The 21473-nt window shown below is 60.0% G+C and carries 19 protein-coding genes; 7 read left to right on the top strand and 12 right to left on the bottom strand.

What is annotated here, in order from left to right:
* Positions 1-37: 37 nt before the first annotated feature.
* The 5 genes from ACRC4F_RS15730 to ACRC4F_RS15710 form a co-directional block, all read right to left on the bottom strand.
* Complete coding sequence (locus ACRC4F_RS15730; protein WP_438660160.1) at positions 38-1936, bottom strand: TRAP transporter large permease; 1899 nt, start codon at positions 1934-1936, stop codon at positions 38-40.
* Between the two features lie 15 nt (positions 1937-1951).
* Positions 1952-2995, bottom strand: coding sequence for a TRAP transporter substrate-binding protein (locus ACRC4F_RS15725; protein WP_438660159.1), 1044 nt, complete (start codon positions 2993-2995; stop codon positions 1952-1954).
* A gap of 169 nt (positions 2996-3164) precedes the next feature.
* Positions 3165-4370 (bottom strand): CaiB/BaiF CoA transferase family protein, encoded by a 1206-nt coding sequence (locus ACRC4F_RS15720; RefSeq protein WP_438660158.1) that lies wholly within the window; start codon positions 4368-4370, stop codon positions 3165-3167.
* Position 4371: 1 nt separating this feature from the next.
* On the bottom strand, positions 4372-5151 hold the full coding sequence (locus ACRC4F_RS15715; protein ID WP_438660157.1) for an enoyl-CoA hydratase-related protein: 780 nt from the start codon (positions 5149-5151) through the stop codon (positions 4372-4374).
* A gap of 84 nt (positions 5152-5235) precedes the next feature.
* On the bottom strand, positions 5236-6375 hold the full coding sequence (locus tag ACRC4F_RS15710; protein ID WP_438660156.1) for an iron-containing alcohol dehydrogenase: 1140 nt from the start codon (positions 6373-6375) through the stop codon (positions 5236-5238).
* 175 nt (positions 6376-6550) lie between these two features.
* Here ACRC4F_RS15710 and ACRC4F_RS15705 point away from each other — a divergent pair, with 175 nt between their 5' ends.
* Positions 6551-7474 (top strand): LysR family transcriptional regulator, encoded by a 924-nt coding sequence (locus tag ACRC4F_RS15705; RefSeq protein ID WP_438660155.1) that lies wholly within the window; start codon positions 6551-6553, stop codon positions 7472-7474.
* A 111-nt stretch (positions 7475-7585) separates the two neighbouring features.
* Here ACRC4F_RS15705 and ACRC4F_RS15700 read toward each other — a convergent pair whose 3' ends face one another.
* Positions 7586-8590: a GlxA family transcriptional regulator gene (locus ACRC4F_RS15700; protein ID WP_438660154.1), complete on the bottom strand. Its 1005-nt coding sequence runs from the start codon at positions 8588-8590 to the stop codon at positions 7586-7588.
* Between the two features lie 452 nt (positions 8591-9042).
* Here ACRC4F_RS15700 and ACRC4F_RS15695 point away from each other — a divergent pair, with 452 nt between their 5' ends.
* Both ACRC4F_RS15695 and ACRC4F_RS15690 read left to right on the top strand, forming a co-directional pair.
* Complete coding sequence (locus ACRC4F_RS15695) at positions 9043-9981, top strand: cyclase family protein (protein ID WP_438660153.1); 939 nt, start codon at positions 9043-9045, stop codon at positions 9979-9981.
* 226 nt (positions 9982-10207) lie between these two features.
* Positions 10208-11137, top strand: a complete 930-nt coding sequence (locus ACRC4F_RS15690; protein WP_438660152.1) for a LysR family transcriptional regulator — start codon at positions 10208-10210, stop codon at positions 11135-11137.
* On the opposite strand, the gene ACRC4F_RS15685 is transcribed toward ACRC4F_RS15690, so the two are convergent.
* The 3 genes from ACRC4F_RS15685 to ACRC4F_RS15675 all read right to left on the bottom strand — a co-directional run bounded on the left by ACRC4F_RS15685 (position 11130) and on the right by ACRC4F_RS15675 (position 13811).
* Positions 11130-12113 (bottom strand): cyclase family protein, encoded by a 984-nt coding sequence (locus ACRC4F_RS15685; RefSeq protein WP_438660151.1) that lies wholly within the window; start codon positions 12111-12113, stop codon positions 11130-11132. The genes ACRC4F_RS15690 and ACRC4F_RS15685 overlap by 8 nt on opposite strands.
* A 204-nt stretch (positions 12114-12317) precedes the next feature.
* Complete coding sequence (locus tag ACRC4F_RS15680; RefSeq protein WP_438660150.1) at positions 12318-12632, bottom strand: NIPSNAP family protein; 315 nt, start codon at positions 12630-12632, stop codon at positions 12318-12320.
* 12 nt (positions 12633-12644) lie between these two features.
* Positions 12645-13811, bottom strand: coding sequence for an iron-containing alcohol dehydrogenase (locus ACRC4F_RS15675; RefSeq protein WP_438660149.1), 1167 nt, complete (start codon positions 13809-13811; stop codon positions 12645-12647).
* A 381-nt stretch (positions 13812-14192) separates the two neighbouring features.
* Here ACRC4F_RS15675 and ACRC4F_RS15670 point away from each other — a divergent pair, with 381 nt between their 5' ends.
* The 4 genes from ACRC4F_RS15670 to ACRC4F_RS15655 all read left to right on the top strand — a co-directional run bounded on the left by ACRC4F_RS15670 (position 14193) and on the right by ACRC4F_RS15655 (position 18567).
* Positions 14193-14981 carry an SDR family oxidoreductase gene (locus tag ACRC4F_RS15670; protein WP_438660148.1) on the top strand — a complete coding sequence of 263 codons (789 nt, stop codon included), beginning with the start codon at positions 14193-14195 and terminating at the stop codon, positions 14979-14981.
* A gap of 282 nt (positions 14982-15263) precedes the next feature.
* Positions 15264-16577, top strand: a complete 1314-nt coding sequence (locus ACRC4F_RS15665) for an MFS transporter (protein ID WP_438660147.1) — start codon at positions 15264-15266, stop codon at positions 16575-16577.
* A gap of 16 nt (positions 16578-16593) precedes the next feature.
* Positions 16594-17709, top strand: a complete 1116-nt coding sequence (locus tag ACRC4F_RS15660) for an NAD(P)/FAD-dependent oxidoreductase (RefSeq protein WP_438660146.1) — start codon at positions 16594-16596, stop codon at positions 17707-17709.
* Positions 17710-17973: 264 nt separating this feature from the next.
* Positions 17974-18567 (top strand): DinB family protein, encoded by a 594-nt coding sequence (locus ACRC4F_RS15655; RefSeq protein WP_438660145.1) that lies wholly within the window; start codon positions 17974-17976, stop codon positions 18565-18567.
* Here the strand turns inward: ACRC4F_RS15655 and ACRC4F_RS15650 are convergent.
* From ACRC4F_RS15650 to ACRC4F_RS15640, 3 genes are all read right to left on the bottom strand, one after another.
* The gene (locus ACRC4F_RS15650) at positions 18488-19408 is read right to left on the bottom strand and encodes a LysR substrate-binding domain-containing protein (RefSeq protein WP_438660144.1); all 921 of its coding nucleotides are present in this window, start codon (positions 19406-19408) and stop codon (positions 18488-18490) included. The genes ACRC4F_RS15655 and ACRC4F_RS15650 overlap by 80 nt on opposite strands.
* A 1022-nt stretch (positions 19409-20430) precedes the next feature.
* Positions 20431-20760: a thioredoxin family protein gene (locus tag ACRC4F_RS15645; RefSeq protein ID WP_438660143.1), complete on the bottom strand. Its 330-nt coding sequence runs from the start codon at positions 20758-20760 to the stop codon at positions 20431-20433.
* A 249-nt stretch (positions 20761-21009) separates the two neighbouring features.
* Positions 21010-21369 (bottom strand): DUF6124 family protein, encoded by a 360-nt coding sequence (locus ACRC4F_RS15640; protein WP_438660142.1) that lies wholly within the window; start codon positions 21367-21369, stop codon positions 21010-21012.
* Between the last annotated feature and the right edge of the window lie 104 nt (positions 21370-21473).

Genomic DNA, 21473 nt, shown 5'->3' with positions numbered 1-21473 from the left:
AAACCTCGTGTTTGAGTGCTGACAGTCAAAAAGTGATTCAGGCGTTGGGCAGGAAACCAATGGAGATCCATGGCACGGCAATCAGCACCCCGAGGGCCACGACGAGCGCGCCGAGATACGGCCAGACTCGGCGCATGGCACCGCTCGGGTCGACCTTGGCGATGGCGCAAGCGGCGTAGAAGCCCACGCCAAACGGCGGGGCGAACAAGCCCAGGCCCATGGCGAAGATCGCGACCATGGCGTAATGCACGTCGTTGATGCCCATGGCCTTGGCAATCGGAAACAGCAGCGGCCCGAACAGCACGATGGCCGGGATGCCTTCGAGGAAGCTGCCGAGCAGGATGAACGCCACGGCGGAGATGATCAGGAAACCCATCGCGCCACCCGGCACTGTCGACATCACTTGCGCCAACTGGTGGGAGAAACCCGACTGGGTCAGCGCCCAGGCCATGGCGGTTGCGCTGCCGATGATGATCAGGATCGCGCCGGACAGCGACGCGGTGCTGACCAGGATCGGATAAAGCCGGCGCCAGTCAAAGCAGCGGTAGCACAGCAAGCCGACGATAAAGGTGTAGGCCACGCCAATCGCGGCGACTTCAGTGGCGGTGGCAACCCCTTCGACCACCGCGGTGCGGATCACAAAGGGCAGCGCCAGAGCAGGGACTGCGAGCAGCAGTGAACGTCCGATTTCCTTGCCGGAAGCGCGTTTTCCAGTGGAGGCTTCGCCTTTGCGGTTCTTCCACCAGATCACGGCGGCCATCGCAATCGCACCCACCACCGCCGGCATGAAACCGCCGGTGAACAGGGCGGAAATCGACACGCCGGTCACCGAGCCAATGGTGATCAGGACCAGGCTTGGCGGAATGGTTTCCGACATCGCCCCGGAGGCATTGAGCATCGCCACCAGTTCGTTTTCATCCTCACCGCGTTTCTTCATTTCCGGGAACAGTGCCGGCGCGATGGCCGCCATGTCGGCTGCCTTGGACCCGGAAATACCGGAGATCAGGTAGATGGCGCCGATCAGCACATAAGACAGACCGCCACGCACATGGCCGATCAGCGAGCACAGAAAGCGGATCATCGCGCGGGCCATGCCCATGGCTTCGATCAATGCGCCCAAAAACACGAACAACGGAATCGCCAGCAGGATCAGGCTCGCCATGCCTTCGTCCATGCGTCCGATGACCAGGGTCAGCGGCGTGCTGGTCATGGTCGACAGGTAAGCCACCGTCGCCAGGCCGAACGCGACCATGATCGGCACGCCAATGACGATCATCGCCATCACACCAATCATGAAAAAGACCACCAGGTTCCAGTTGCCCATCAGCAGCATCCAGCCCTCAGCCACCCACAACAGCGCGGCCAGTGAGGCCAGCATCGCCACCGACACCGAGAAGTCGATCAACCGCGCGCTGGTCAGCAGCCGCGCGACACAGGTCATCAGCATCAGGCTCAGGCCGACTGCAATGGCCGATACGCGAAAGGCGTTGGGGATTTCCAGGGCGGCCGTGGTGATGATCCATTCGTCGCTGACGTATTCCCAGGCCGGTGTGAACAGCAACCCGATAAACGTGATGACAATCACCGCGCCCAAGGTGTCGACAAAGGCGCGTTTTTCCAGCGGTAACCGCCCGATGAACGAGGTCAGGCGCATGTGCTCGCCGCGCCGCATCGCCACCACTGAGCCGAGCATCGCCAGCCAGAGAAACAGCAGCGAGGCCAGTTCATCACCCCAGACGATGGGTTGATTGAGCACGTAACGGGAGAACACATTGCAAAACAGCAGCGTGACTTCGATGATCACCAGCAACGCCGCGCTGCCTTCGGTCAGCCAGCGCAACCCGGTGTCGAGTGCGCGTCCGAGACGAAACGTGGCCTGGTGTGGGCTGAGTCCTTCAGCAGGAGAAACATCCGTCATTGGTAGTTCGCTTTTCATGACCTTGTCTCCGGCTTAGGACAGTTGACCTGCGTACTGCTCGAGCAAGCTCCAGGCTTCCGGGCCGTACTTTTCCTTCCACTGGCTGTAGAAGCCTTTGGATTGCAGATCAGTCCTGAATAATGAACGGTCGACTTTGTTGAAGGTGATGCCATGGGCGGTCAGGGACGGCTCCAGACTGGCATTGAGGTCGATGACCTGCTGGCGCTGTATCAGCGCGGCAGCGTTGATTTGCCGGGAGACGATTTCCTGTATGTCCGCCGGCAATTTCGGAAAGGTTTTGCCCGAGGCGACGATCCAGAAGCCACCCCAGATGTGGTCGGTCATGGAGCAGTATTTCTGCACTTCGTAGAAGCGTGCGGACTCGACCACCACCAACGGGTTTTCCTGGCCGTCGACGACTTTGGTCTGCAACGCCGAGTAGGTCTCGTTGATGCTGATGCCGGTGGGGGAGGCGCCCAAGGCGCTGAACATGGAGGTCCATAGCGGGCTGACCAGCACACGCAATTTGAAGCCGGCGAGGTCTTGCGGGGTGTTGATCGGCCGCGTCGAACTGGTGATCTGGCGGAAGCCGTTGTTCCAGACTTTCTCCATCGGGATCAGGCCGACCTTGGCGGTCTTGGCCCGTACGTGCTCGCCGAGTTTGCCGTCCAGCGCGGCCCAGACAGTGTCGTAGTCCTTGAACGCAAACGGCATGCTCTCAATGGACATGGCCGGCACCAGCGTCGAGAGAATCGCGCCAGGCAACGGAATGAAATCGATGGCACCTGCGCGCACCTGGGACAGCATGTCGGTGTCGCCGCCCATGGCGCCGTTGGCGTACACCTGCAGGTCCACGGCCCCGTTGGTTTCGGCTTTGATGGCTTCGGAAGCAGCCTTCATCTGTTTGTTCAACGGATGGGTGTCGGGCAGGCTGCTGGTGTAGCGCAACACAATGGGTTTGGTCGCGGCGAAGACGCCGGAAGGCAGCAGGTTGGCGGCGAAGGCGCCACCCACGGTGACGCCGGCAGACACTAGAAATGATCGGCGGCTGACAGCCTCGGTCAAGATACGGCTCATGATGTTCACCTTCTTGTTTTTGTTGTAGTTGTTCTTAAAACAGCGATTCGGTTAAGCGAACGCTGCTCTTTGTGGGAGCGAGCCTGCTCGCGATGGGGGTGTCAGACTCGATATCTTTGTTGACTGACGCACCGCAATCGCGAGCAGGCTCGCGCCCACAGGGATTGCGTCAGGCCAGTGCCACCACGGCTTGGGATCGAATCAGTTCGTCGATTTCGTTTTCCGTAAAGCCGCTTTCCTTCAGCACTTCACGGGTGTGTTCGCCCAACAGCGGCGCGGGGCGGCTGGTGGTTGGCGCGGCATTGTCCATGTCGGAAAAGTGAATCGGCAGGCCCATGCCGCGCACCCGGCCTTCGGTGGGGTGTTCGGTCTCGACGACCATGCCGCGTGCCTTGGTTTGCGGGTGAGCCAGGGCCGCCGCGATGTCCAGCACAGGCCCGGCAGGCAGGCCGAGGCTGTCGAACAACACCATCCATTCATCCGTGGTGCGTGCGACCAGCACTTCGTTGAGGATTTCCACCAGGGCCAGGCGGTGCTCCATGCGCAAGGCATTGCTGGCGAAGCGTGGGTCGGCTTTCAGTTGTGGCACAGCGAGCGCTTCGACCAGCCGTTCGTAGTTGGCCTGGTTGGCGGCACCGATGTTGATCCAGCCGTCGGCGGTGCGGAACACCTGATACGGCGCGCTGGTGGAGTTGGCCGAACCCATCTTCGGCAGGATGGTGCCGTCGGCGAAGTAAGCCGCCGCCGGCCAGTACATCTGTTGCAGGCCGGCTTCGAACAGCGAGGTGTCGACCATCTGCCCGAGGCCGGTGGTTTTCTTCGCCGCGTAGGCCGCGCAAATGCCCAGCGCCGCGAGGATGCCGGAGTTGATGTCGGCCACCGGCGAACCGGCCTTGACCGGCTCACGCCCGGCTTCACCGGTCATGCTCATCATGCCGCTCATGCCTTGGGCAATCAGGTCGAAACCACCTTTTTCACCGAACGGCCCGCTGCGGCCGTAGCCGGAAATCGCGCAGTAGATCAGCCCGGGATTAAGGGTTTTCAGGGTTTCATAGCCCAGGCCGAATTTCTCCATGGTGCCGGCGCGGTAGTTTTCCGTGACCACATCGGCCTCCATCAACAGGCGGCGCAACACGTCACGCCCGCCCTCGGTCTTCAGGTTCAAGCCGATGCCGCGCTTGTTGCGGTTGACCACCATGAACGAGGCGGACTCGCCACTGGCCATGATCGGCGAGAAGCGCCGTGAATCGTCACCGTCCGGGACTTTCTCGACCTTGACCACGTCGGCACCCATGTCGGCCAGCATCATTCCGCACACCGGGCCGGACATGATGTGAGCCAGTTCTACCACGCGCATTCCTGTCAGCGGTCCCATGTTATTTGCCCTCGAATTGTGGTTTGGATTTGGCGATGAACGCGTTCAGGCCAGTCTGAAAATCGTCGGTGTCATAGCAGGAATAACTGCTGTCGATCTGCTCGGCAGTGGGGGCAACGCCCGCTTCAAGCTGACGTGCGGCCTGGCGATGCCAGCGCGCGACGAGGGGCGCACCATTGGCGATGCGCCTGGCGGTGGCGAGGGTTTCCGATTCGACCTCGGCATCGGGCACGACGCGGGCCACGAGGTTTTTCACGTAGGCGTCGTTGGCATCGAGGATGCGGCCTTCGAGAAGGATTTCCAGGGTGGTCGAGCGTCCAGCCAATGCGATCAGGCCGGCCATTTCGTCATAGGACATGACCAGCCCGAGCTTGCCGACCGGCGCACCGAAGCGGCTGGAGCTACCGCAAATACGCAGGTCGCACAGGGCGGCGATTTCCAGGCCGCCGCCGACGCACACGCCGTGGATCATCGCGATCACCGGGTGTGGGCAATCAGCAACCGCGCGCATCGCCTTCGAGGTGACTTCGGCATAGACCCGCGCTTGCGCCTGGTTGGCGCGTACGCTGGGGAACTCGCCGACATCGGCGCCGGCGGCAAAGGCCTGCTCGCCGGCGCCGCGCAACACCACGCAACGAACGCTGGTATCGGCTGACAGTTCGGTCATGACATCACCCAGGTCCTGCCACATGGACAGGGTCAGGGCGTTCATTTTGCCCGGGTGGCTGAGGGTGACGATGGCAATGGCGTCTTGCCGTTCGATAAGGACGGTGGGCTTCATGATTGTTCCGCTGGCGTCGAGGCTCGTGGGGCGAGTTCGGCGCTGCGGTTGCCTCCTGATTTATTGTTGTTGGATAGCGGCTGCTTACAGCGATTGTTCGAGCATCGACAGATAATCCGCGGGCGAGGCTTCGCGGGGGTTGGTCTTGTGGCTGTGATCGTGCAAGGCGCCTTCGACGATGCCGGCAAACAGGCTTTCATCGACGCCGATCTCGCTCAGGCGGGTGGGCAGGCCCAGGCGTCGGGTCATGTCTTCGATGGCGGTGCCGATATTGGCACCCGCTTCAAGGCCCATGGCATGGCGCAAGCGTTCGAGCTTGCGTTCATCGCGTACGGTGGGTGCGTTGGCGTTGAAGTCCACGACCGCTGGCAGGAAAATCGCGTTCAAAGTCCCGTGGTGCAGCTTCGGATTGATGCCGCCCAGAGCGTGGGACAAGCTGTGCACACAGCCCAGTCCTTTCTGGAAGGCCAGCGCGCCTTGCATCGACGCGCTCATCATGTTCATCCGGGCTTCGCGATCACCGGGTTCGGTGGTGGCGCGCTCGATGTGTTCCCAGGCACGCCACAGACCGTCGAGGGCAATGCCGTCGGCGGCGGGGTTGAAGGCCGGCGCCATGAACGTCTCGATGCAATGGGCGATGGCGTCCATGCCAGTGGCGGCAGTCAGCATCGGCGGCAGGCCCAGGGTCAGTTCCGGGTCGCAGATGGCCACGCGAGGCACGACATAAGGGGAGATTACGCCCACCTTGCGACCATCGTCGAGGATCAGAATGGCGCCCCGGCCGACCTCACTGCCGGTGCCTGCCGTGGTGGGAATGGCGATCAGCGGCGCGGTGGCCGAGGTGATGCGGTCCAGTCCGCCTTCGATCACCGCAAAGCTGTGCAGGGGACCGTCGTGAGTGGCGCAGACCGCGACGCCTTTGGCCAGATCGATGGAGGAACCACCGCCGACCGCGATGATGCCGTTGCACTCGCCGAGGTGGTATTGCGCGACGGCTTCACGCACGGCGTGTTCGTTGGGGTTGGGCGGGGTGGCATCGAAAATCGTCGGTGTCCGCGCGGCACCGAGGGCAGCGACGACCTTGTCGACGATGCCGGCGTTGCGCACGCCGATGTCAGTCACGATCAAAGGCCGGGTAATACCGGCGCGCTCGGCTTCGGCGGCCAGATGCGCCAGGCTGTCGTAGCCGAACTGGATTTTGGTGACGTAATTGATGAGGGACATGATTCACCACAAGTTATACAGGATTGTTATTGTTGCAATCGGTCGGGGGCAGGAGAGCTTTCGATCTCGGGTCAAACCCATTGCATTGCCTGGTTGTGGGGTGGACTATAGGGCCGTCGAGGCGACCCTCGATACTGACAACTTTCGATACCTCTATAACTTTTAGTTAACCCAGATGACGCCATCACTGAACTCGATCATGTCTCGCCTGCACATCAAGCAGCTTCGCTTGTTGATCGCCCTCGATGAACACGGCTCGTTGCTGGGGGCGGCCAAACAGGTCGCCCTGACACAACCGGGCGCGAGCAAGGCGCTGCAGGAAATTGAAACCACGTTTGGCACCGCGTTGTTCACTCGCACTAACCGCGGGCTTGAACCGAACGACGCCGGGCGCTCGGTCATTCGTTACGCTCGCTTGATCCAGACCGACCTCGCGCACCTGCGCGAAGAGATCATCGGCATCATGAGCGGAGAGGGTGGACGCGTGTCGGTCGGCACCATCATGGGTGCGGTGCCGCTGTTGACCACGGCAATCAGCCGGGTGATCGGTGACAACCCGAAGCTGTCGATCGAGATCGTCGAGGACACCAGCGCCGCACTGCTCAGCCAGCTCGACGCCGGTCGCCTGGATCTTGCGATCTGCCGTACCACCATCAGCAACACCCCCTATCTGTATGAGAGCTCGACCTTCGTTGAAGAAACCCTGGCTGTGATCGCCAGCACCCAGCATCCATTCGCCTATGCCAGGCAATTGACCCTCAAGGATCTGGTGGATTACCGCTGGGTCGTCTATCGCGCCAACATGCCGATGCGTTTGCTGCTTGAGCGGGAGTTTCATGAGGCCGACCTGCGATTCCCGGTGCACTTGCTGGAAACCACGTCGGCGTTTGCCACCTTGTCGCTGCTCCAGGAGAACCCGACCCTCGTTGCGCTGGTGTCGACCGACGTCGCGAAGTTCTGCTCCGGTTACGGTTTCACCACCACGCTGCCGCTGCCCATTACTTCGCGCAGCGAACCGTATGAGCTGGTTTCACGCAAAGGTGTGCCGGACTCGCCAGCGGCCAGGTTGTTGCGCGAGGCCTTGTTGAACCCCACCTGAATCCGGGACACAGATAAAACGCGCGAGTGGGATATTGCCCGGCTTCGACGGCGGGCATTCGTGCATTTCAAGCAAAATTGATTTGCGACAGGCGACGCGGGGCAACACCGCTTAGCGTGAGAACCGTTTGCGATAGTCCCGCGGTGAAATCCCCAGGTTGCGCTGGAAGGTGAAGCGCATGCGCTCTTCCTCACCAAATCCGCAGTGCCGGGCGATTTGATCGATGTTGCGCTCGGAGTCTTCCAGCAGGCGCCGGGCAGCCTCCAGCCGAAGCACTTCCACGGCTTTGGCCGGTGTCCGGCCGGTTTTGAGCTTGTAGACCCGGGCAAAATTTCGCGGGCTCATTTGCACCTGTTGGGCCAGCACTTCAACGGTGAGGTTTTCGTGGCTGAGGTTTTGCGCGATCCACACATGCAGGTCGTCGAAGGTCGCACTGTCCCCGGTTTGCGCTTGCAGCAATTGACTGTATTGGGCCTGGCCACCGGGGCGCTTGAGAAACACCACCAGCTCCCGCGCCACTTCCAGCGCCACATCACGGCCACAGTCGTCTTCCACCAGGGCCAGCGCCAGGTCAATACCGGCGCTGACACCCGCAGACGTCCACACCGAACCCTGCTGGATGAAGATCGCATCGCTGTCGACTTCAATCGCCGGAAATCCCCGCTTGAGCATGTCGCACATCGCCCAGTGTGTGGCTGCGCGTCGACCATCGAGCAAACCGGCTTGCGCCAGCAGGAAGGCACCGCTGCACACGGAGGCAGTGCGTCTGACGTTGGCTGACGCCAATTTCAGCCAGGCGACCAACGCCTGGGAATTATTCATCGCCTGACGAATGTCCGGTGCGCCGGGGACCATCAGGGTATCGATCGAGTGATCGTCAAAGTCGCTAAGACGTACCGTCTCGACCGCCAGGCCTTCCGCGGTATGAATCAAACCGCCGGCCAGGCTCGCGGTGTGGCGCAGGTAGCCCGGCAAACCGCGCTCGGCCAAGGCTTTGGACGCGGCCCAGAACACGGTTTGCGCCCCGGTGAGATCCAGCAGGCCCATCTCGGGGAACGCGACGAACACGACAGAGCGCGGCTGATCGGGGTGAGGTGTTCGGGTTATTTCGTTCATGGGCTTAGGTGTCAGCGACGCCGATTCAAACGGCCGGATTTCCGGGGTTTATGTCATTGCGGCCGGCAGAGATCAACCGCCAAACGACGAAGTGGCCGCCAGCCCCCTAAATCACCTCCGGCTTACCACATTCCCTGCGGGAGTGAGCTTGCTCGCGACAGCGGTCTGTCAGCCAGCGCATCGGTTGAATGTGCCGCCGTCATCGCGAGCAGGCTCGCTCCCACAGGGTTCAGTGGCGTTGGCAAAAGCCGGGAGTGACCCCCAATCCAATGTGGGAGCGAGCCTGCTCGCGATAGCGGTCTGTCTGCCAGCGCATCGGTTGAATGTGCCGCCGTCATCGCGAGCAGGCTCACTCGTGACAATCCAGAACAAATGTATTGCCCGTACCTGTCTGTTTCCCCACTGACGGGCTGCGTACCTTGGGTCCACTGCAACCTCACAAGGACCCCCTCATGCTCAATCGATTGGTACTGCCATTTGCCCTGTTGTTCACCCTCAATGCCGCCCACGCGGCGGAGGCCGAAAAATGGTATCCCTCGAAATACGGCGCCAATGATGAAATCGGCGCGCTGAATCTGCTGAATGCCGAGTCGGTAATCAACGCCGCCAAACTGATCAAGACCGGCAAAACCTACCCGTTGGCCGTGCCCATCGACAAAACCCTGCCAGCCTTTCGTCACCGCAGCTTTCACCTGACCAATATCCAGCCGGGCGAGGCGGGCGGTACCACCATGGGGCCAAACAAATTTACCTTCAACGATGAACTGGTGGTCGGTTGGACCGGCGTCGGCACCCAGCTCAACGGCATCGGCCACATCGGCATCGACAACGTCTACTACAACGGCAACCGTGCCGCCGACTTTGTGACCGTGGAAGGGGTGAAGAAGCTCGGCATCGAAAAAGTCCCGCCCATTGTCACCCGTGGCGTGGTGCTGGACATGACCGCTATTTACGGCAGCGCCATCGTGCCGGAGAAAACCGAGTTCAGCGTCGCCGACATTCAGAAGGCACTGGACCTGCAAGGCATCAGCATTCAGAAGGGCGACGTGGTGCTGTTCAACACCGGCTGGCTGGAACTGCTGGGCAAGGACAATGAGAAATTCCTCGCCGTTGAGCCGGGCATCGGCATGGACGCGGCGAAATGGCTGGCAGACAAGCAGATCGTCGCGTTCGGTGGCGACACCTGGGCCTCGGAAATCTACCCGGCGAAAGACGCCCAGGAGTTCCCGGTCAACCAGTTCATGCTGGCCAAGAACGGCATCTACAACCTTGAACTGATCGACAGCCGCGCACTGGTGAAGGACAAGGTCTGGGAGTTCATGTTCGTGCTGGGCCAGCCGCTGTACAAAGGCTCGACCCAGGTCAACATCAATCCGGTGGCGATTCACTGATCCACCGCCCATAGCCGTAACGCACACTTTGTAGCAGCTGGCGAAGCCTGCGTTCGGCTCGGGCCGCGTTCGGACGGAGCAGTCGTGAAATCAGGCAATGCGGTGTTCCAGGAATACCTCGTGCACAGGTCTCACGACTGCTCCGTCCGAACGCAGGCTTCGCCAGCTGCTACAAGTGCGCGCTGTATCAGTCATCGATTTTCCTTTGAAGCGAGAACACAAGGATATGATCCCTTCGCTCTGCAGCATCGCTGCACGCCTGCGCCTTAAACAACTGCGGTTACTGATCGCCCTGGATGACCGCGGCTCATTGCACAAAGCCGCCGAACACATTTCGATTTCCCAATCCGGCGCCACCAAAGCCTTGCACGAAGTCGAGTCGTTGCTCGGCATGCCGTTGTTCGAACGCCAACCCAAAGGCCTGGTCGCCAATGAAATGGGCCGCTGCATGATCCGTTACGCAAGGCTTATCTACAGCGATGTCTCGCACTTGCGCGAGGAAATGCTCAGCATCCTGCAAGGCCAGGGCGGGCGGCTGTCGGTGGGGGTGATCATGGGCGCGGTGCCGTTGCTGACCCGTGCCTTGACCGAGTTACGGCTCAAGCAGCCGGGGCTGTCCGTGGAACTGGTGGAAAACACCAGCGCCACGCTGCTTGGGTTGCTGGATCAGGGGCGGCTGGACCTGGCAATCTGTCGCACCAGCGTCGGCCAGCGCTCGGACGCCTACGACTGCATCGAACTCAGCGAAGAGCCCTTGGCGGTGGTCGCCAGCAAGGACCATCCGCTGGCCCGTGTCGAGTCGTTGCAGCTGTCGCAGTTGAGCGATTACCGCTGGGTTGTCTACCCCAAGGACATGCCGATGCGCCAGGCGCTGGAGCGCGAACTGAACGAAGCGGGGCTGGAGATTCCCCGGTATCCGCTGGAAACCTCATCGACCTTCGCCACCATTTTGTTGGTGCAGCAAGACCCGACGTTGCTGGCGGTGATCCCGGTGGAAGTCGCCGGGTTCTGCGAGCAACACGATTTGCTGGTGAAACTGCCGGTCTCCATGCGCGCGCTGATCGAGCCTTACGGCGTGATCAGCCGGGCCGGCGCCGACCTGTCCCCGGCGGCGACCCTGCTGATCAATGAACTGAAGCAGGACCTGATTACTTGATCACGATCGGATTCACCGGAGCGCCGGTCCCGCCCACGATCTTCAGCGGCGCGGCGGTATAGAGGAACTGCCACTGGCCGTCTTCGGCACAATCGCTGGCCAGGTCGTCGAGCAGGGCCACTTCGGTGAACGTCACGCCCAGGTTGCGCATCAAGGCGTTGTGCAACGGGATCAGCACACCCGTGGTCGGGTCGACCGCCACTTCGTTGGCCATGGTGTCGGTGACCAGGTTGGGGATTTCCATCTGGTGAAACCACTCCACCAACTCACGGCTGAAGGTCAGGCCCGGTTCGGCGAAGTCCTTGTAGAACTCTTCTGGTTCGCGCTCGTAGAACGAGCCGATCCAGCCGGTGCGGATGATCAGGATGTCGCGCTTCTGGATCTCGATGCCTTGCGCCTTCGCAGCCGCCAGCAAGTCCAGGTGATTGAAGGTCTCGCCCTTGTCCAGCACCGACTTGCCGGGATGGCGGGCCATGTCGATCAGCACCGCGCGACCGACAATCCCGCGCTCGGCAATCGGCAGGATGCTGGCCTTGTCCATGCTGCCGATGGTGCTCATGGCGTCGTAGCCGTTCCACAGTTTGTTGTCGTGCCAGACATGGCCCAGCGCATCGTATTGGGTCGAGCCTTGCAGGTGCATGAAGATCACGTCGTCGGCGTATTCCACGTGACCGTCGAAGTGGGCCTTGCCAGCGAGGAAGTGGCCCTTGTCGAGCACGTTGACCCGCATCGACGGACGCCTGCCGGGCCACAGCGGTTCGCCCTTGGGATGGCCGATCTGCACTTGCAGGGTGAAGGTCTTGCCTTGGCGGACCGAGGCGATCCCGCGCAGGATTTCAGCGCTTTGCAGATAATTCAGGGCGCCGACTTCATCGTCCGGGCCCCATTTTCCCCAGTTGGTGGGCAGGCCTTCGAGCAAGGCCTTGATGTCGGGAGAACGGTCGGCGGCGGTGTTATCGGTATTGTGGTCGCACATGAGGTTGTCCTTGTTTTTAACAGAATCAACGGTCCACCACGGTCCCCTGTGGGAGTGAACTGTGGCGAGGGGATTTAGCGAACCGTCGCACCGCCCCGTTGGACTGCGAAGCAGGCCCAGTTTTTTGGGGCGGCTGAGCCACCCAACGGGGATAAATCCCCTCGCCACAGCTCGCTCCCACAGGGTTTTGTGATAGCTCAGGGATTACTTGATCGGTGAAAACTGCGCCGGCATCAGCAGTTTCGATTCCATCTTCTCCAGCATCGGGAATGCCTTCGGCACGAAGCCTTCAAGCCAGTCCGGATCCTGATATAACGCAGCGCGTTTGTTGATCCGGTCATCGAGGCTCTCGTAGGCCCAGATGTGGATCACTTGATTGAGCTCGCCGATTTCGGTGTACCACCAGCCCACCAGCGTGGTGTAGCGCGAGATCACCGGCAGCCCGGCTTCTTCGAAGTGCTTGAGGTAGGTCTGCATTTTTCCGATTTGAATCGTGTAGGTGCGCATTTCGTAAAACATGGGAGTCGTCTCTCAGGAGTGAGTGCCGTGCCAGGCGTTGCTGATGATGCGTTCGATGTCGGCGGCGGTGGTCAGGCGTGGGTTGACCAGCACGTTGCCGCTGCGCATCGAGTCGCTGACCATTTGCGGCATGTAATCAAGGTCCACGCCGAGGTCTTTGATGTTGTCGGGGATGCCGATGGCCTTGTTCAGCGCCACCACGTGCTCCACGACTTTGCGCCCGGCGCGGGCTGGGCTCAGGCCGTCGACGTCTTCGCCCATGGCAATGGCGATCTCGCGAAACAGCTCAGGGCAGGCCGCCAGGTTGTACTCGATGACGTAGGGCAGCAGCGTGGCGTTGGCAATGCCATGGGGAATGTTGAAGACGCCGCCAAAAGTGTGGGAGATCGCATGCACATTGCCGAGTTTCGATTGGGCGAACGCGACGCCGGCGAGGAACGAACCGAGCAGCATCTGTTCACGTGCGTGCAGGTCCGAGCCGCTGAAAAACGCCTTGGGCAGGTGCGTGCAGATCATCTTGATCGCTTGCAGCGCCAGGGCCTGACTGACCGGGTTGGCCTGCTTCGACACGTAGGATTCGATGGCGTGGGTCAAGGCGTCCATGCCCGTCGCGGCGGTGATAGACGGCGGCAGTTTGAGCGTCAGCTCTGCGTCGAGGATCGCCAGTTTCGGAAACAGTGCCGGGCTGATAATCACGGTTTTAAACAGGGTCTTGGTGTTGGTGAACACCGTCGAGGCGGTGCATTCACTGCCGGTGCCGGAGGTGGTCGGGATCGCGAAAATCGGCAGGGGCGGGTGCAGCAGTTTGTCGTAGCCCTCATAGTCGAGGATGTTGCCGGGATTGGTGGCCATGGCCGCCACACCCTTGGCGGTGTCGATGCTGCTGCCGCCACCGACGCCGATCACCGAGTCGCAGTCGTGGTTTTTCAGGAACGCCACGGCGCGTTCCAGCACGTCGGTGGTGGGGTTGGGTTCAACGCCGGAAAACACTTCATAGCCAATGTCGCTCTCGGCCAGCGAGGCGAAAAAACCTTCCATCACGCCCGACGCCATCAGCCCTGCATCGGTGACCACCAGCAGTTTTTTTCGAACATGGGGCTTGAGCAATGCACCGGCCTGGCGCACCAGGCCGTTGCCGCTTTTCAACGTGGTGGGGAAATAAAACTGAAACGGGTTCATGGGGTTCTCCGGTTCTTATTGGTCCGCAGACAGTAATAAGCGTGGGAGATGGCCGATAATGAAAAGGTCTGATCTGGGGATCACTGTTTGTCATCACTTGTCGGCGGGGATGTGTTGGCTCCAAGATCCAGCCCCTCACCCCAGCCCTCTCCCCACGGGGGAGAGGGGGAAAGGGAGCCGATCTTCAGTGCTTTCAAAATCTGTGTACGACACGGTTTTTCAGGTCGCCGCATCCTGAACAAGCACCTTGTCAGTCCCCTCTCCCTCCGGGAGAGGGTTAGGGTGAGGGCGGGTTCTGAAGCCTGGTACAAAATCCAGAAACACCACGTCCTCACCCAAAACGCATGTCTTCCTCAACTCACAACCAACAGGAGCACCATCATGGATTTGGCTATTTCCGGTCGCTGGGCCATCGTCTGCGCCGCCAGCAAAGGCTTGGGGCTGGCGTGTGCGCGGGCCTTGGCGAAGGAGGGCGTCAACCTGGTGATCAACGCCCGTGGCGATGAAACCTTGCAGGCCGCCGCTACAGAATTGCGCCGCCTGGCGCCGGGTATCGAAGTGCGCACGGTGGCCGGGGACATCAGCACGCCGGCGGTGCGCGAGCAGGTTCTGGCGGCGTGTCCGCAGGTGGACATCCTGATCAACAACGCCGGCGGCCCGCCACCCGGCGACTTCCGCGACTGGCAGCGCGAAGACTGGTTGAAGGCGCTGGATGCCAACATGCTCACGCCCATTGAGCTGATCAAGGCCTGCGTCGATGGCATGGCCGATCGGGGCTTCGGGCGCATCGTCAACATCACGTCTGGTGCGGTGAAGGCGCCGATCGATGTGCTGGGCCTGTCCAATGGCGCACGCAGCGGCCTGACCGGTTTCATCGCCGGGCTTGCACGCCAGTCGCGGCTGGCCGGGAACAACGTGACGATCAACAACCTGCTGCCGGGCCCGTTCGAGACCGAGCGTTTGCACAAGACCCTGAACGCCGCCGCTGAAGCCAACGGCACCAGCGTTGAGAGCATCGCCGAGCAACGGCGTAAAAATGTACCGGCCCAACGCTTTGGCCAGCCCGATGAATTCGGCGCTTATTGCGCATTCATTTGCAGCGCCCAATCCGGTTTTCTTACCGGGCAGAACCTGTTGCTCGACGGCGGCAGCTACCCCGGTACGTTCTGATCAAAGGGGGATGACCGTTGGTGATCCCCCAATCAGATCCCCTCATTATTCAGCACTCGGGAGGGTGATTAGAGTGGGGCCGCTTGCCTCATGCCGGTCAGTCAAAACGCAAAAAACTGTGGGAGCCAGCCTGCTGGCGATAGCGGTGGGTCAGTCACATAAATGTTGGATGGTCTGCGGACATCGCCAGCAGGCTGGCTCCCACAGGGAATTGCGGTACTCAGAACATTGACTGACAGGCATTAGGCGGCTCGTATCCACAACAATAAGAGCGCGCCCCTCATGAACAATCCGAGTGCCGAAACCCTGCGGCTCGCCGCCGCGTCTGCCACCGAGCGTCCCACCAGCGTGCGCTGGCGGATCTTCCTCATCATGTTGCTGCTGACCGCCATCAACTACATCGACCGCGCTTCGCTGTCGGTGGCCTTGCCGCTGATTTCCAGTGAGTTCCAGATCCCGCCGGCGCTGGAAGGCTTGATGCTCAGCGCGTTTTTCTGGTCCTACGCCTTGATGCAGATTCCCGGCGGCATGCTGCTGGACCGTTTTCAAACCCGTCGCGTCATCGTTATCGCGACCGTCGCCTGGGGCGCTTTCCAGGCCTTGGCCGCTGGCGCTCACAACTGGATCACGCTGCTGATCACACGCATGGGCCTGGGCATCGCCGAGTCGCCGATCATGCCCGCCGGGGCCAAGCTCAACGGCGCTTGGCTGACCCCAAATGAGCGCGGACGCGGCGCGGTGCTGGTCGATGGCGGTGCACCTTTGGGCAGTGCCTTCGGCGCAATCATCATTGCCGGGCTGATCGGCTGGTTCGACTCCTGGCGCATCGCCTTCGTGATCGCCGGCATCGGCACCATGCTCGCCGGCGTGCTGGCCTGGAAATACATCCGCAACCATCCCAGCGAACACCCCGGTGTCAACGCGGCGGAACTGGCGCACATCACCGAGGGCAATATCAAAGTCAGCCAGCCCGGTGCGGTGACCAGCATCCCCCTCAAAGAACTGTTGAAGGACCGTTCGGTGCTGGCGATGTTCGCCGGTTACTGCTGCATTCTCAGCGTGTTCTACGGCTTACTGACCTGGATGCCGAGCTACCTGCACCAGACCCATGGCCTGAACATTTCGAGCATGGGCGGCGCGACCTTCCTGATCTTCATGTGCGGTTTCGTCGGCGAACTGGTGGGCGGTTACCTGGGAGACAAATGGAAAACCAGCGGCGCCTCGCCCAACCTGGTCATGCGCAGCATGTTCAGCGGCTCGGCACTGATCGCGGCCCTGTGCATGCTGGCGGTGGCGTATACCAATGAGGCCGGCAAAGCGATCGGCCTGCTCTGCGTCGCGATGTTTTTCATTCGCTGGTGCGGCATGTACTGGTGCATTCCCTCCATCCTCGGCGGCACCTCGAAAACCGGCGTGCTGGCCGGCACCATGAACTTCTGCGGCAACATGGCCGGGGTGATCGTGCCAATCCTGATCGGGTTGATCGTGCAGTTCACCGGCTCGTATTTCCTGGTGCTGATCTTCTTCGTGGTCATGGCCATGCTGCTGGCGATATTCTCCAGCCTGATCGATTATCGGGAGCGGGGGCTGGCTTGAAATGAGCGGAGGGCAGGTGAACGTCGATATCGAATGCGTGGTGGTCGGTGCCGGCGTGATCGGTCTGGCGGTGGCCAGGGCGCTGGCCCAAACCGGGCGCGAAGTGATCCTGATCGAAGCCGGCGAGGGCATTGGCGTGGGCATCAGTTCGCGCAATTCAGAGGTGATCCACGCCGGCATCTATTACCCGAGCGGCAGCCTGAAGGCGCAATTGTGCGTGGAGGGCAAGCAACGCCTGTACGCCTTTTGCGATGAGCGCAGCGTTGATTACCAGCGCCTGGGCAAACTGATCGTGGCCACGGATGAAAGCCAGTGCGCGGCCTTGCAGACGTTGCTGGAGCAGGGCCGGCGCAATGGTGTCGATGACTTGCAATGGCTGGACGCCGGGCAGGCGCAGTCGCTTGAGCCGGCGCTGTCCTGCGTCGCCGCGCTCTGGTCGCCGTCCACCGGGATCGTCGATTCCCATGCGCTGATGCTGGCGCTGCAGGCAGACGCTGAGGCCTCGGGGACTTCGATTGCCTTCCATACGCCGTTGGTGTCCGCCCGTTGCACCGAGCAAGGTTTCGAATTGCACATGGGCGGCGCACAGCCGATGACCTTGAGTTGTCGCGAGTTGATCAATTGCGCCGGATTGTCCGCGCCTGAGGTGGCGAGCCGGATCGCAGGCTTGCCGTCGCAGCATGTTCCCGAGGCACGCTTTTGCAAGGGCAGCTATTTCAGTTTCAGCGGCCGGGCGCCATTCCGGCATCTGGTGTATCCCGCGCCGGAGAACGCCGGACTGGGCGTGCACATGACCCTCGATCTCGGCGGCCAGGCGCGGTTCGGGCCGGACGTCGAATGGGTCGACCATATCGATTACCGCGTCGACCCGCGCCGGGCCGACGGGTTCTATCAAGCGATCCGCCGCTACTGGCCGGCATTGCCCGATGACAGCCTGCAACCCGCCTACAGCGGCATCCGCCCGAAAATCAGCGGCCCGACCGAACTGGCCGCCGACTTCATTATCAGCGGCCCGACCGAGCACGGCGTGCCGGGGCTGGTTAACCTGTTCGGCATCGAATCACCAGGCCTCACCAGCTGCCTGGCACTCGCCGATCGAGTGCTGAACCATCTGACCCCGCATCCCCTGTAGCAGCTGTCGAGCAGCCCTGTGGCGAGGGGATTTATCCCCGTTCGGCTGCGAAGCAGTCGTGAATTCAGGCACTGAGGCCTATCAGATAAACCGCGTGCGCAGGTTTTACGACTGCTTCGCAGCCGAACGGGGATAAATCCCCTCGCCACAACTCAGCTGCTACACCAACCGCGTTGCGGTGAAGTGCCGGTTATCAGCCGTTGCGCTGTCGCCCGCCGAGCGGTCTATGCTTCCCAGTGCGCCCATCGTAATGGGAGAACTCTGATGATCAACGTACGCACTGCCCGGATGCTTGCCGATTACAAGCAATGGGCCGATCAGCGCCTCTTTGACAGCCTGGCCGCATTGCCGCCGGGAGAGGTCAACAAAGAGCGGGTATCGGTGTTCAAGAACATGATCGGCACCCTGAACCACATCTACGTCGTGGACTGCATCTGGCAGGCTCACCTCGAAGGCCGAGGGCACGGCTTCAAAACCTCACACGATCTGCTGCATCCTGACCTGGCTGATTTGCGCATGGCGCAAAAGGAGATCGATCACTGGTATTGCCGGTGGAGCGCCCGGCAGAGCGAGACGTCGCTGGATAAACCTGTCGAGTTCACGTTTGTCTCGGGCGAAAGCGGCACCATGAGCGCCGGCGCGATGCTGCTGCACGTGGTCAATCACGCCAGCTATCACCGCGGCTGGGTGATCCAGATGTATTTCGACATTCCGGCCATGCCACCGATGACCGACATGCCGATCTTCCTGCGCGAGACCGATCCGGAGTTCAACGGACTCAGAGCACCGGCAGTTCAGCCGACATGTGTTGGGCAATTCGCGAGCGCAACCAACGTTCTGCCGGATCGTTATCGTTGACCCCGTTCCAGACCATGGACAGTTCGGACAGCACAATGTCAAACGGCGGGTCATCGGCACGCAACTGGCTGCTGCCCTCGATCAACGCACACGCCGCGTAATCCGGCACCGTCGCCAGCATATCGGTGCCGGCCAGCAAGGCGCGCAGCCCGGAGAACTGCGGCACCGCCAGCACCACTCGCCGCGAGCGGCCGATGCGCGCCAGATCGTTGTCGATGGCCCCGGTCAAATCCCCGGAAAACGACACCAGCGCGTGAGGGCGAGCGCAGTATTCATCCAGGGTCAGGGGGCCCGGACGGTCATCACCGCGCAGGATCTTCACACTCAAATCCCGCAACTTCTTGCGCTTGGCATTGGCCGGCAGTTCCGTGGTGTAGCTGATCCCGACGGAAATCTCTCCGGAACCGAGCATCGACGACATCAGCAAGTAATTCACCCGACGCACCACCACCACGACGTTTTGCGCCTCTTCGCGTATCTGTTTGAGTAGCGGCGGAAACAGGCCGAACTCGGCATCGTCAGACAGACCGATGCGAAATACATCACGGCTGGTGGCCGGGTCGAAATCCTTGGCCCGGCTGACCGCGCCGGAGATGGTGTCCATCGCCGGCTGCAATTCCTTGAGAATCACCAAGGCCCGTTGGGTCGGCTCCAACACCCGACCGTTGCGCACCAGCAACGGGTCGTCGAACAGATCGCGCAACTTGGCCAGCGAGGCACTGACGGCGGGTTGGCCGAGAAACAGTTTTTCCCCGGCCCGGGTCAGGTTTTTTTCGAACATCAATGTTTCGAAAATCACCAGCAGGTTCATGTCCACGCGGCGCAGGTCGTTGCGGTTCATGTTGGAGGGCTCGCAGGGTTTTGGGGTCTTTTTAGTAAAGCATCAAACCTTTGGTGAGGGGACTTGCTTGCGCCAGACGTCTAGTCTTGAATGGGTTAAACCTATTTCAGGAATGGACAGCATTGATCTCAGCCAAGGAGCCCAACGTGTTCGAGCAAATAATTAATTCGTCCTCCTTGCCCCTAAATAACACTCAAATAATGTTCATTAAAGGGTTGTTATCACGAAGAATTATAAGAAACTGTTGTTTCTTACAGTTGTCCGGCCCGTAGCGACGAGTATTATTGTCATGTGGCGCACTGGGAGCAACCGCTTCTAGTTGGTGGTTTCTCTTTTGAGAATGTTTGCTTCGATTGAGTTCAAGGAGATGGTGATGGTGAGTTTGACCAGGATTTATACAATCGAGCCCTACAATAATACGGGCGAAATAGGGCTTATTAACGGGGGCTGTGAGTCGAAACCTTCAGACCTTGATAGTGTGATTGTGGTAGCACTGCATGCCAACAGTGGAGCCGAGGCCGGGAGAGTTGTTACCAATTCGCCTGGAAGATTCACAATTCCTGTCGGGCCTTTGCAAAAGGGCGCTTGGTCTTTTATTACATGCTTACTAGCACGTAATGGGACACGGGATTTACAGAGTTTGTCAGAGCCCTTTACGTATATTGTAAGAGGGGTGGTTCCAGACGATCAAATTCCTGATGGAAGGGTCGAAATTCCTCCGCCCTATCAGAATTGATGAATGGAAGTAAAAAAGGGGCGCATTTATTTACCTCCAATGACGTCATGGCCGTTTGGCGAATGAACGGGCGTTGGCCGGCGTGATGTCGGAAATGTGGAAAGTTTTGACGATCGAAGAGATTGACCGCGAATATCCCAACAACACGTGCCGGTCGATTAGCCATTTTTTATTCCATGTCAATGGGTGCTGAATGTAGATGGGTGTACGGTATGGTTGTTTTTCGTTCAAGAGGATTGTCTAGGGTGAGATAAAAAGCAATAGTTCAGTTGGATGTCATCTCAATTCACCGTATTGCTTTGTCCAACATTTCTTCAATAGCATTTTTTTCTAAAGTGCCGACAACTCGCTCCACAATTGCTCCGTCTTTAAATAGTAGTATTGAAGGAATGCTCCTGATTTGAAATCTTGTAGCTAGGTCTGGTTGTTCATTTGTGTCGACGTTGCCTATTATCGCCCGGCCGGAGTAAATAGTAGAAATGTCAGCAAGAATATGGTTTAACGCTTTGCTTTGGGAGGCCCATTCGGCTGAGAAGTGTACAAGAATCGTTGCTGATGTTCTCATGACTTCATGCTCAAAATTGTAATCGTTAAAAGAGCGTATCAGGTTGCTCATCATTAAAATCCTACAGATGGTGGAAGATTTGAAATGAGATTGTCGGCTGGAAATGTGGATTCAACTACTGTAATAAATAACAGTTTTTAGAGTAAATCAGAATAACTCTAAGTAGAAAAGAGGCAGTAGAAAAAAGGGGGGATTTATATATATGCTGGTGGAACTCGCTGCTACTGGCCGCGCAGCGGCCCCAAAAGGCACCGCTGCACTGGCCTACCTCAGTTATCCCCTCGTCCCTGCAATCCGCATCTACTTGCTGAGATCAATTCTATCCAACACCCGGTTCGCCGTGATCTCCGCCATCATGATGCTGTTGGAAATGCCCAGCAGCGCATAACGCGACTCACCCTCCAGATGATCCACCAACTGATGGGCCATCACATCGACTGAGGCCAGCGTCTCGACCAGGTAAACCGCCAGGGTTTCGGCTGTGGCCTCGGGGTCCACGGAGAACAGGGTGCTGCGGGTGCGAGGGGTGGCCTTGATGTCGGCGTTCGACGGGAAGTGGAAGTCGAGCGCCCGCTCGGCGGCTTCGTTTAGTTTTTTTGAATCGGGTTCGTATGGGGAGACTGGATCGGTGTCTGGTGGATTAGGTGTGACTTTGAACATAGATGCTTCCCTTTTGTAATAGGGGCCGCAACCATCTCGCGACTAAACGAGGGGGTGGCAGCCGTGCGCAAGTTAGTCGACCGGTAAGGAAAAGCAAGAATCCG

The organism is Pseudomonas sp. (assembly GCF_051660785.1).
In the GTDB taxonomy this organism is placed as follows: domain Bacteria; phylum Pseudomonadota; class Gammaproteobacteria; order Pseudomonadales; family Pseudomonadaceae; genus Aquipseudomonas.
Note: the sequence above shows the minus strand (reverse complement) of the source record. Positions and strands in the feature narration are given on the sequence as shown.

Coding starts and splice junctions, on each gene's coding strand:
- ACRC4F_RS15730 (WP_438660160.1), bottom strand. CDS start 1,936: ATGAAAAGCGAACTACCAATGACGGATGTTTCTCCTGCTGAAGGACTC.
- ACRC4F_RS15725 (WP_438660159.1), bottom strand. CDS start 2,995: ATGAGCCGTATCTTGACCGAGGCTGTCAGCCGCCGATCATTTCTAGTG.
- ACRC4F_RS15720 (WP_438660158.1), bottom strand. CDS start 4,370: ATGGGACCGCTGACAGGAATGCGCGTGGTAGAACTGGCTCACATCATG.
- ACRC4F_RS15715 (WP_438660157.1), bottom strand. CDS start 5,151: ATGAAGCCCACCGTCCTTATCGAACGGCAAGACGCCATTGCCATCGTC.
- ACRC4F_RS15710 (WP_438660156.1), bottom strand. CDS start 6,375: ATGTCCCTCATCAATTACGTCACCAAAATCCAGTTCGGCTACGACAGC.
- ACRC4F_RS15705 (WP_438660155.1), top strand. CDS start 6,551: ATGACGCCATCACTGAACTCGATCATGTCTCGCCTGCACATCAAGCAG.
- ACRC4F_RS15700 (WP_438660154.1), bottom strand. CDS start 8,590: ATGAACGAAATAACCCGAACACCTCACCCCGATCAGCCGCGCTCTGTC.
- ACRC4F_RS15695 (WP_438660153.1), top strand. CDS start 9,043: ATGCTCAATCGATTGGTACTGCCATTTGCCCTGTTGTTCACCCTCAAT.
- ACRC4F_RS15690 (WP_438660152.1), top strand. CDS start 10,208: ATGATCCCTTCGCTCTGCAGCATCGCTGCACGCCTGCGCCTTAAACAA.
- ACRC4F_RS15685 (WP_438660151.1), bottom strand. CDS start 12,113: ATGTGCGACCACAATACCGATAACACCGCCGCCGACCGTTCTCCCGAC.
- ACRC4F_RS15680 (WP_438660150.1), bottom strand. CDS start 12,632: ATGTTTTACGAAATGCGCACCTACACGATTCAAATCGGAAAAATGCAG.
- ACRC4F_RS15675 (WP_438660149.1), bottom strand. CDS start 13,811: ATGAACCCGTTTCAGTTTTATTTCCCCACCACGTTGAAAAGCGGCAAC.
- ACRC4F_RS15670 (WP_438660148.1), top strand. CDS start 14,193: ATGGATTTGGCTATTTCCGGTCGCTGGGCCATCGTCTGCGCCGCCAGC.
- ACRC4F_RS15665 (WP_438660147.1), top strand. CDS start 15,264: ATGAACAATCCGAGTGCCGAAACCCTGCGGCTCGCCGCCGCGTCTGCC.
- ACRC4F_RS15655 (WP_438660145.1), top strand. CDS start 17,974: ATGATCAACGTACGCACTGCCCGGATGCTTGCCGATTACAAGCAATGG.
- ACRC4F_RS15650 (WP_438660144.1), bottom strand. CDS start 19,408: ATGAACCGCAACGACCTGCGCCGCGTGGACATGAACCTGCTGGTGATT.
- ACRC4F_RS15645 (WP_438660143.1), bottom strand. CDS start 20,760: ATGAGCAACCTGATACGCTCTTTTAACGATTACAATTTTGAGCATGAA.
- ACRC4F_RS15640 (WP_438660142.1), bottom strand. CDS start 21,369: ATGTTCAAAGTCACACCTAATCCACCAGACACCGATCCAGTCTCCCCA.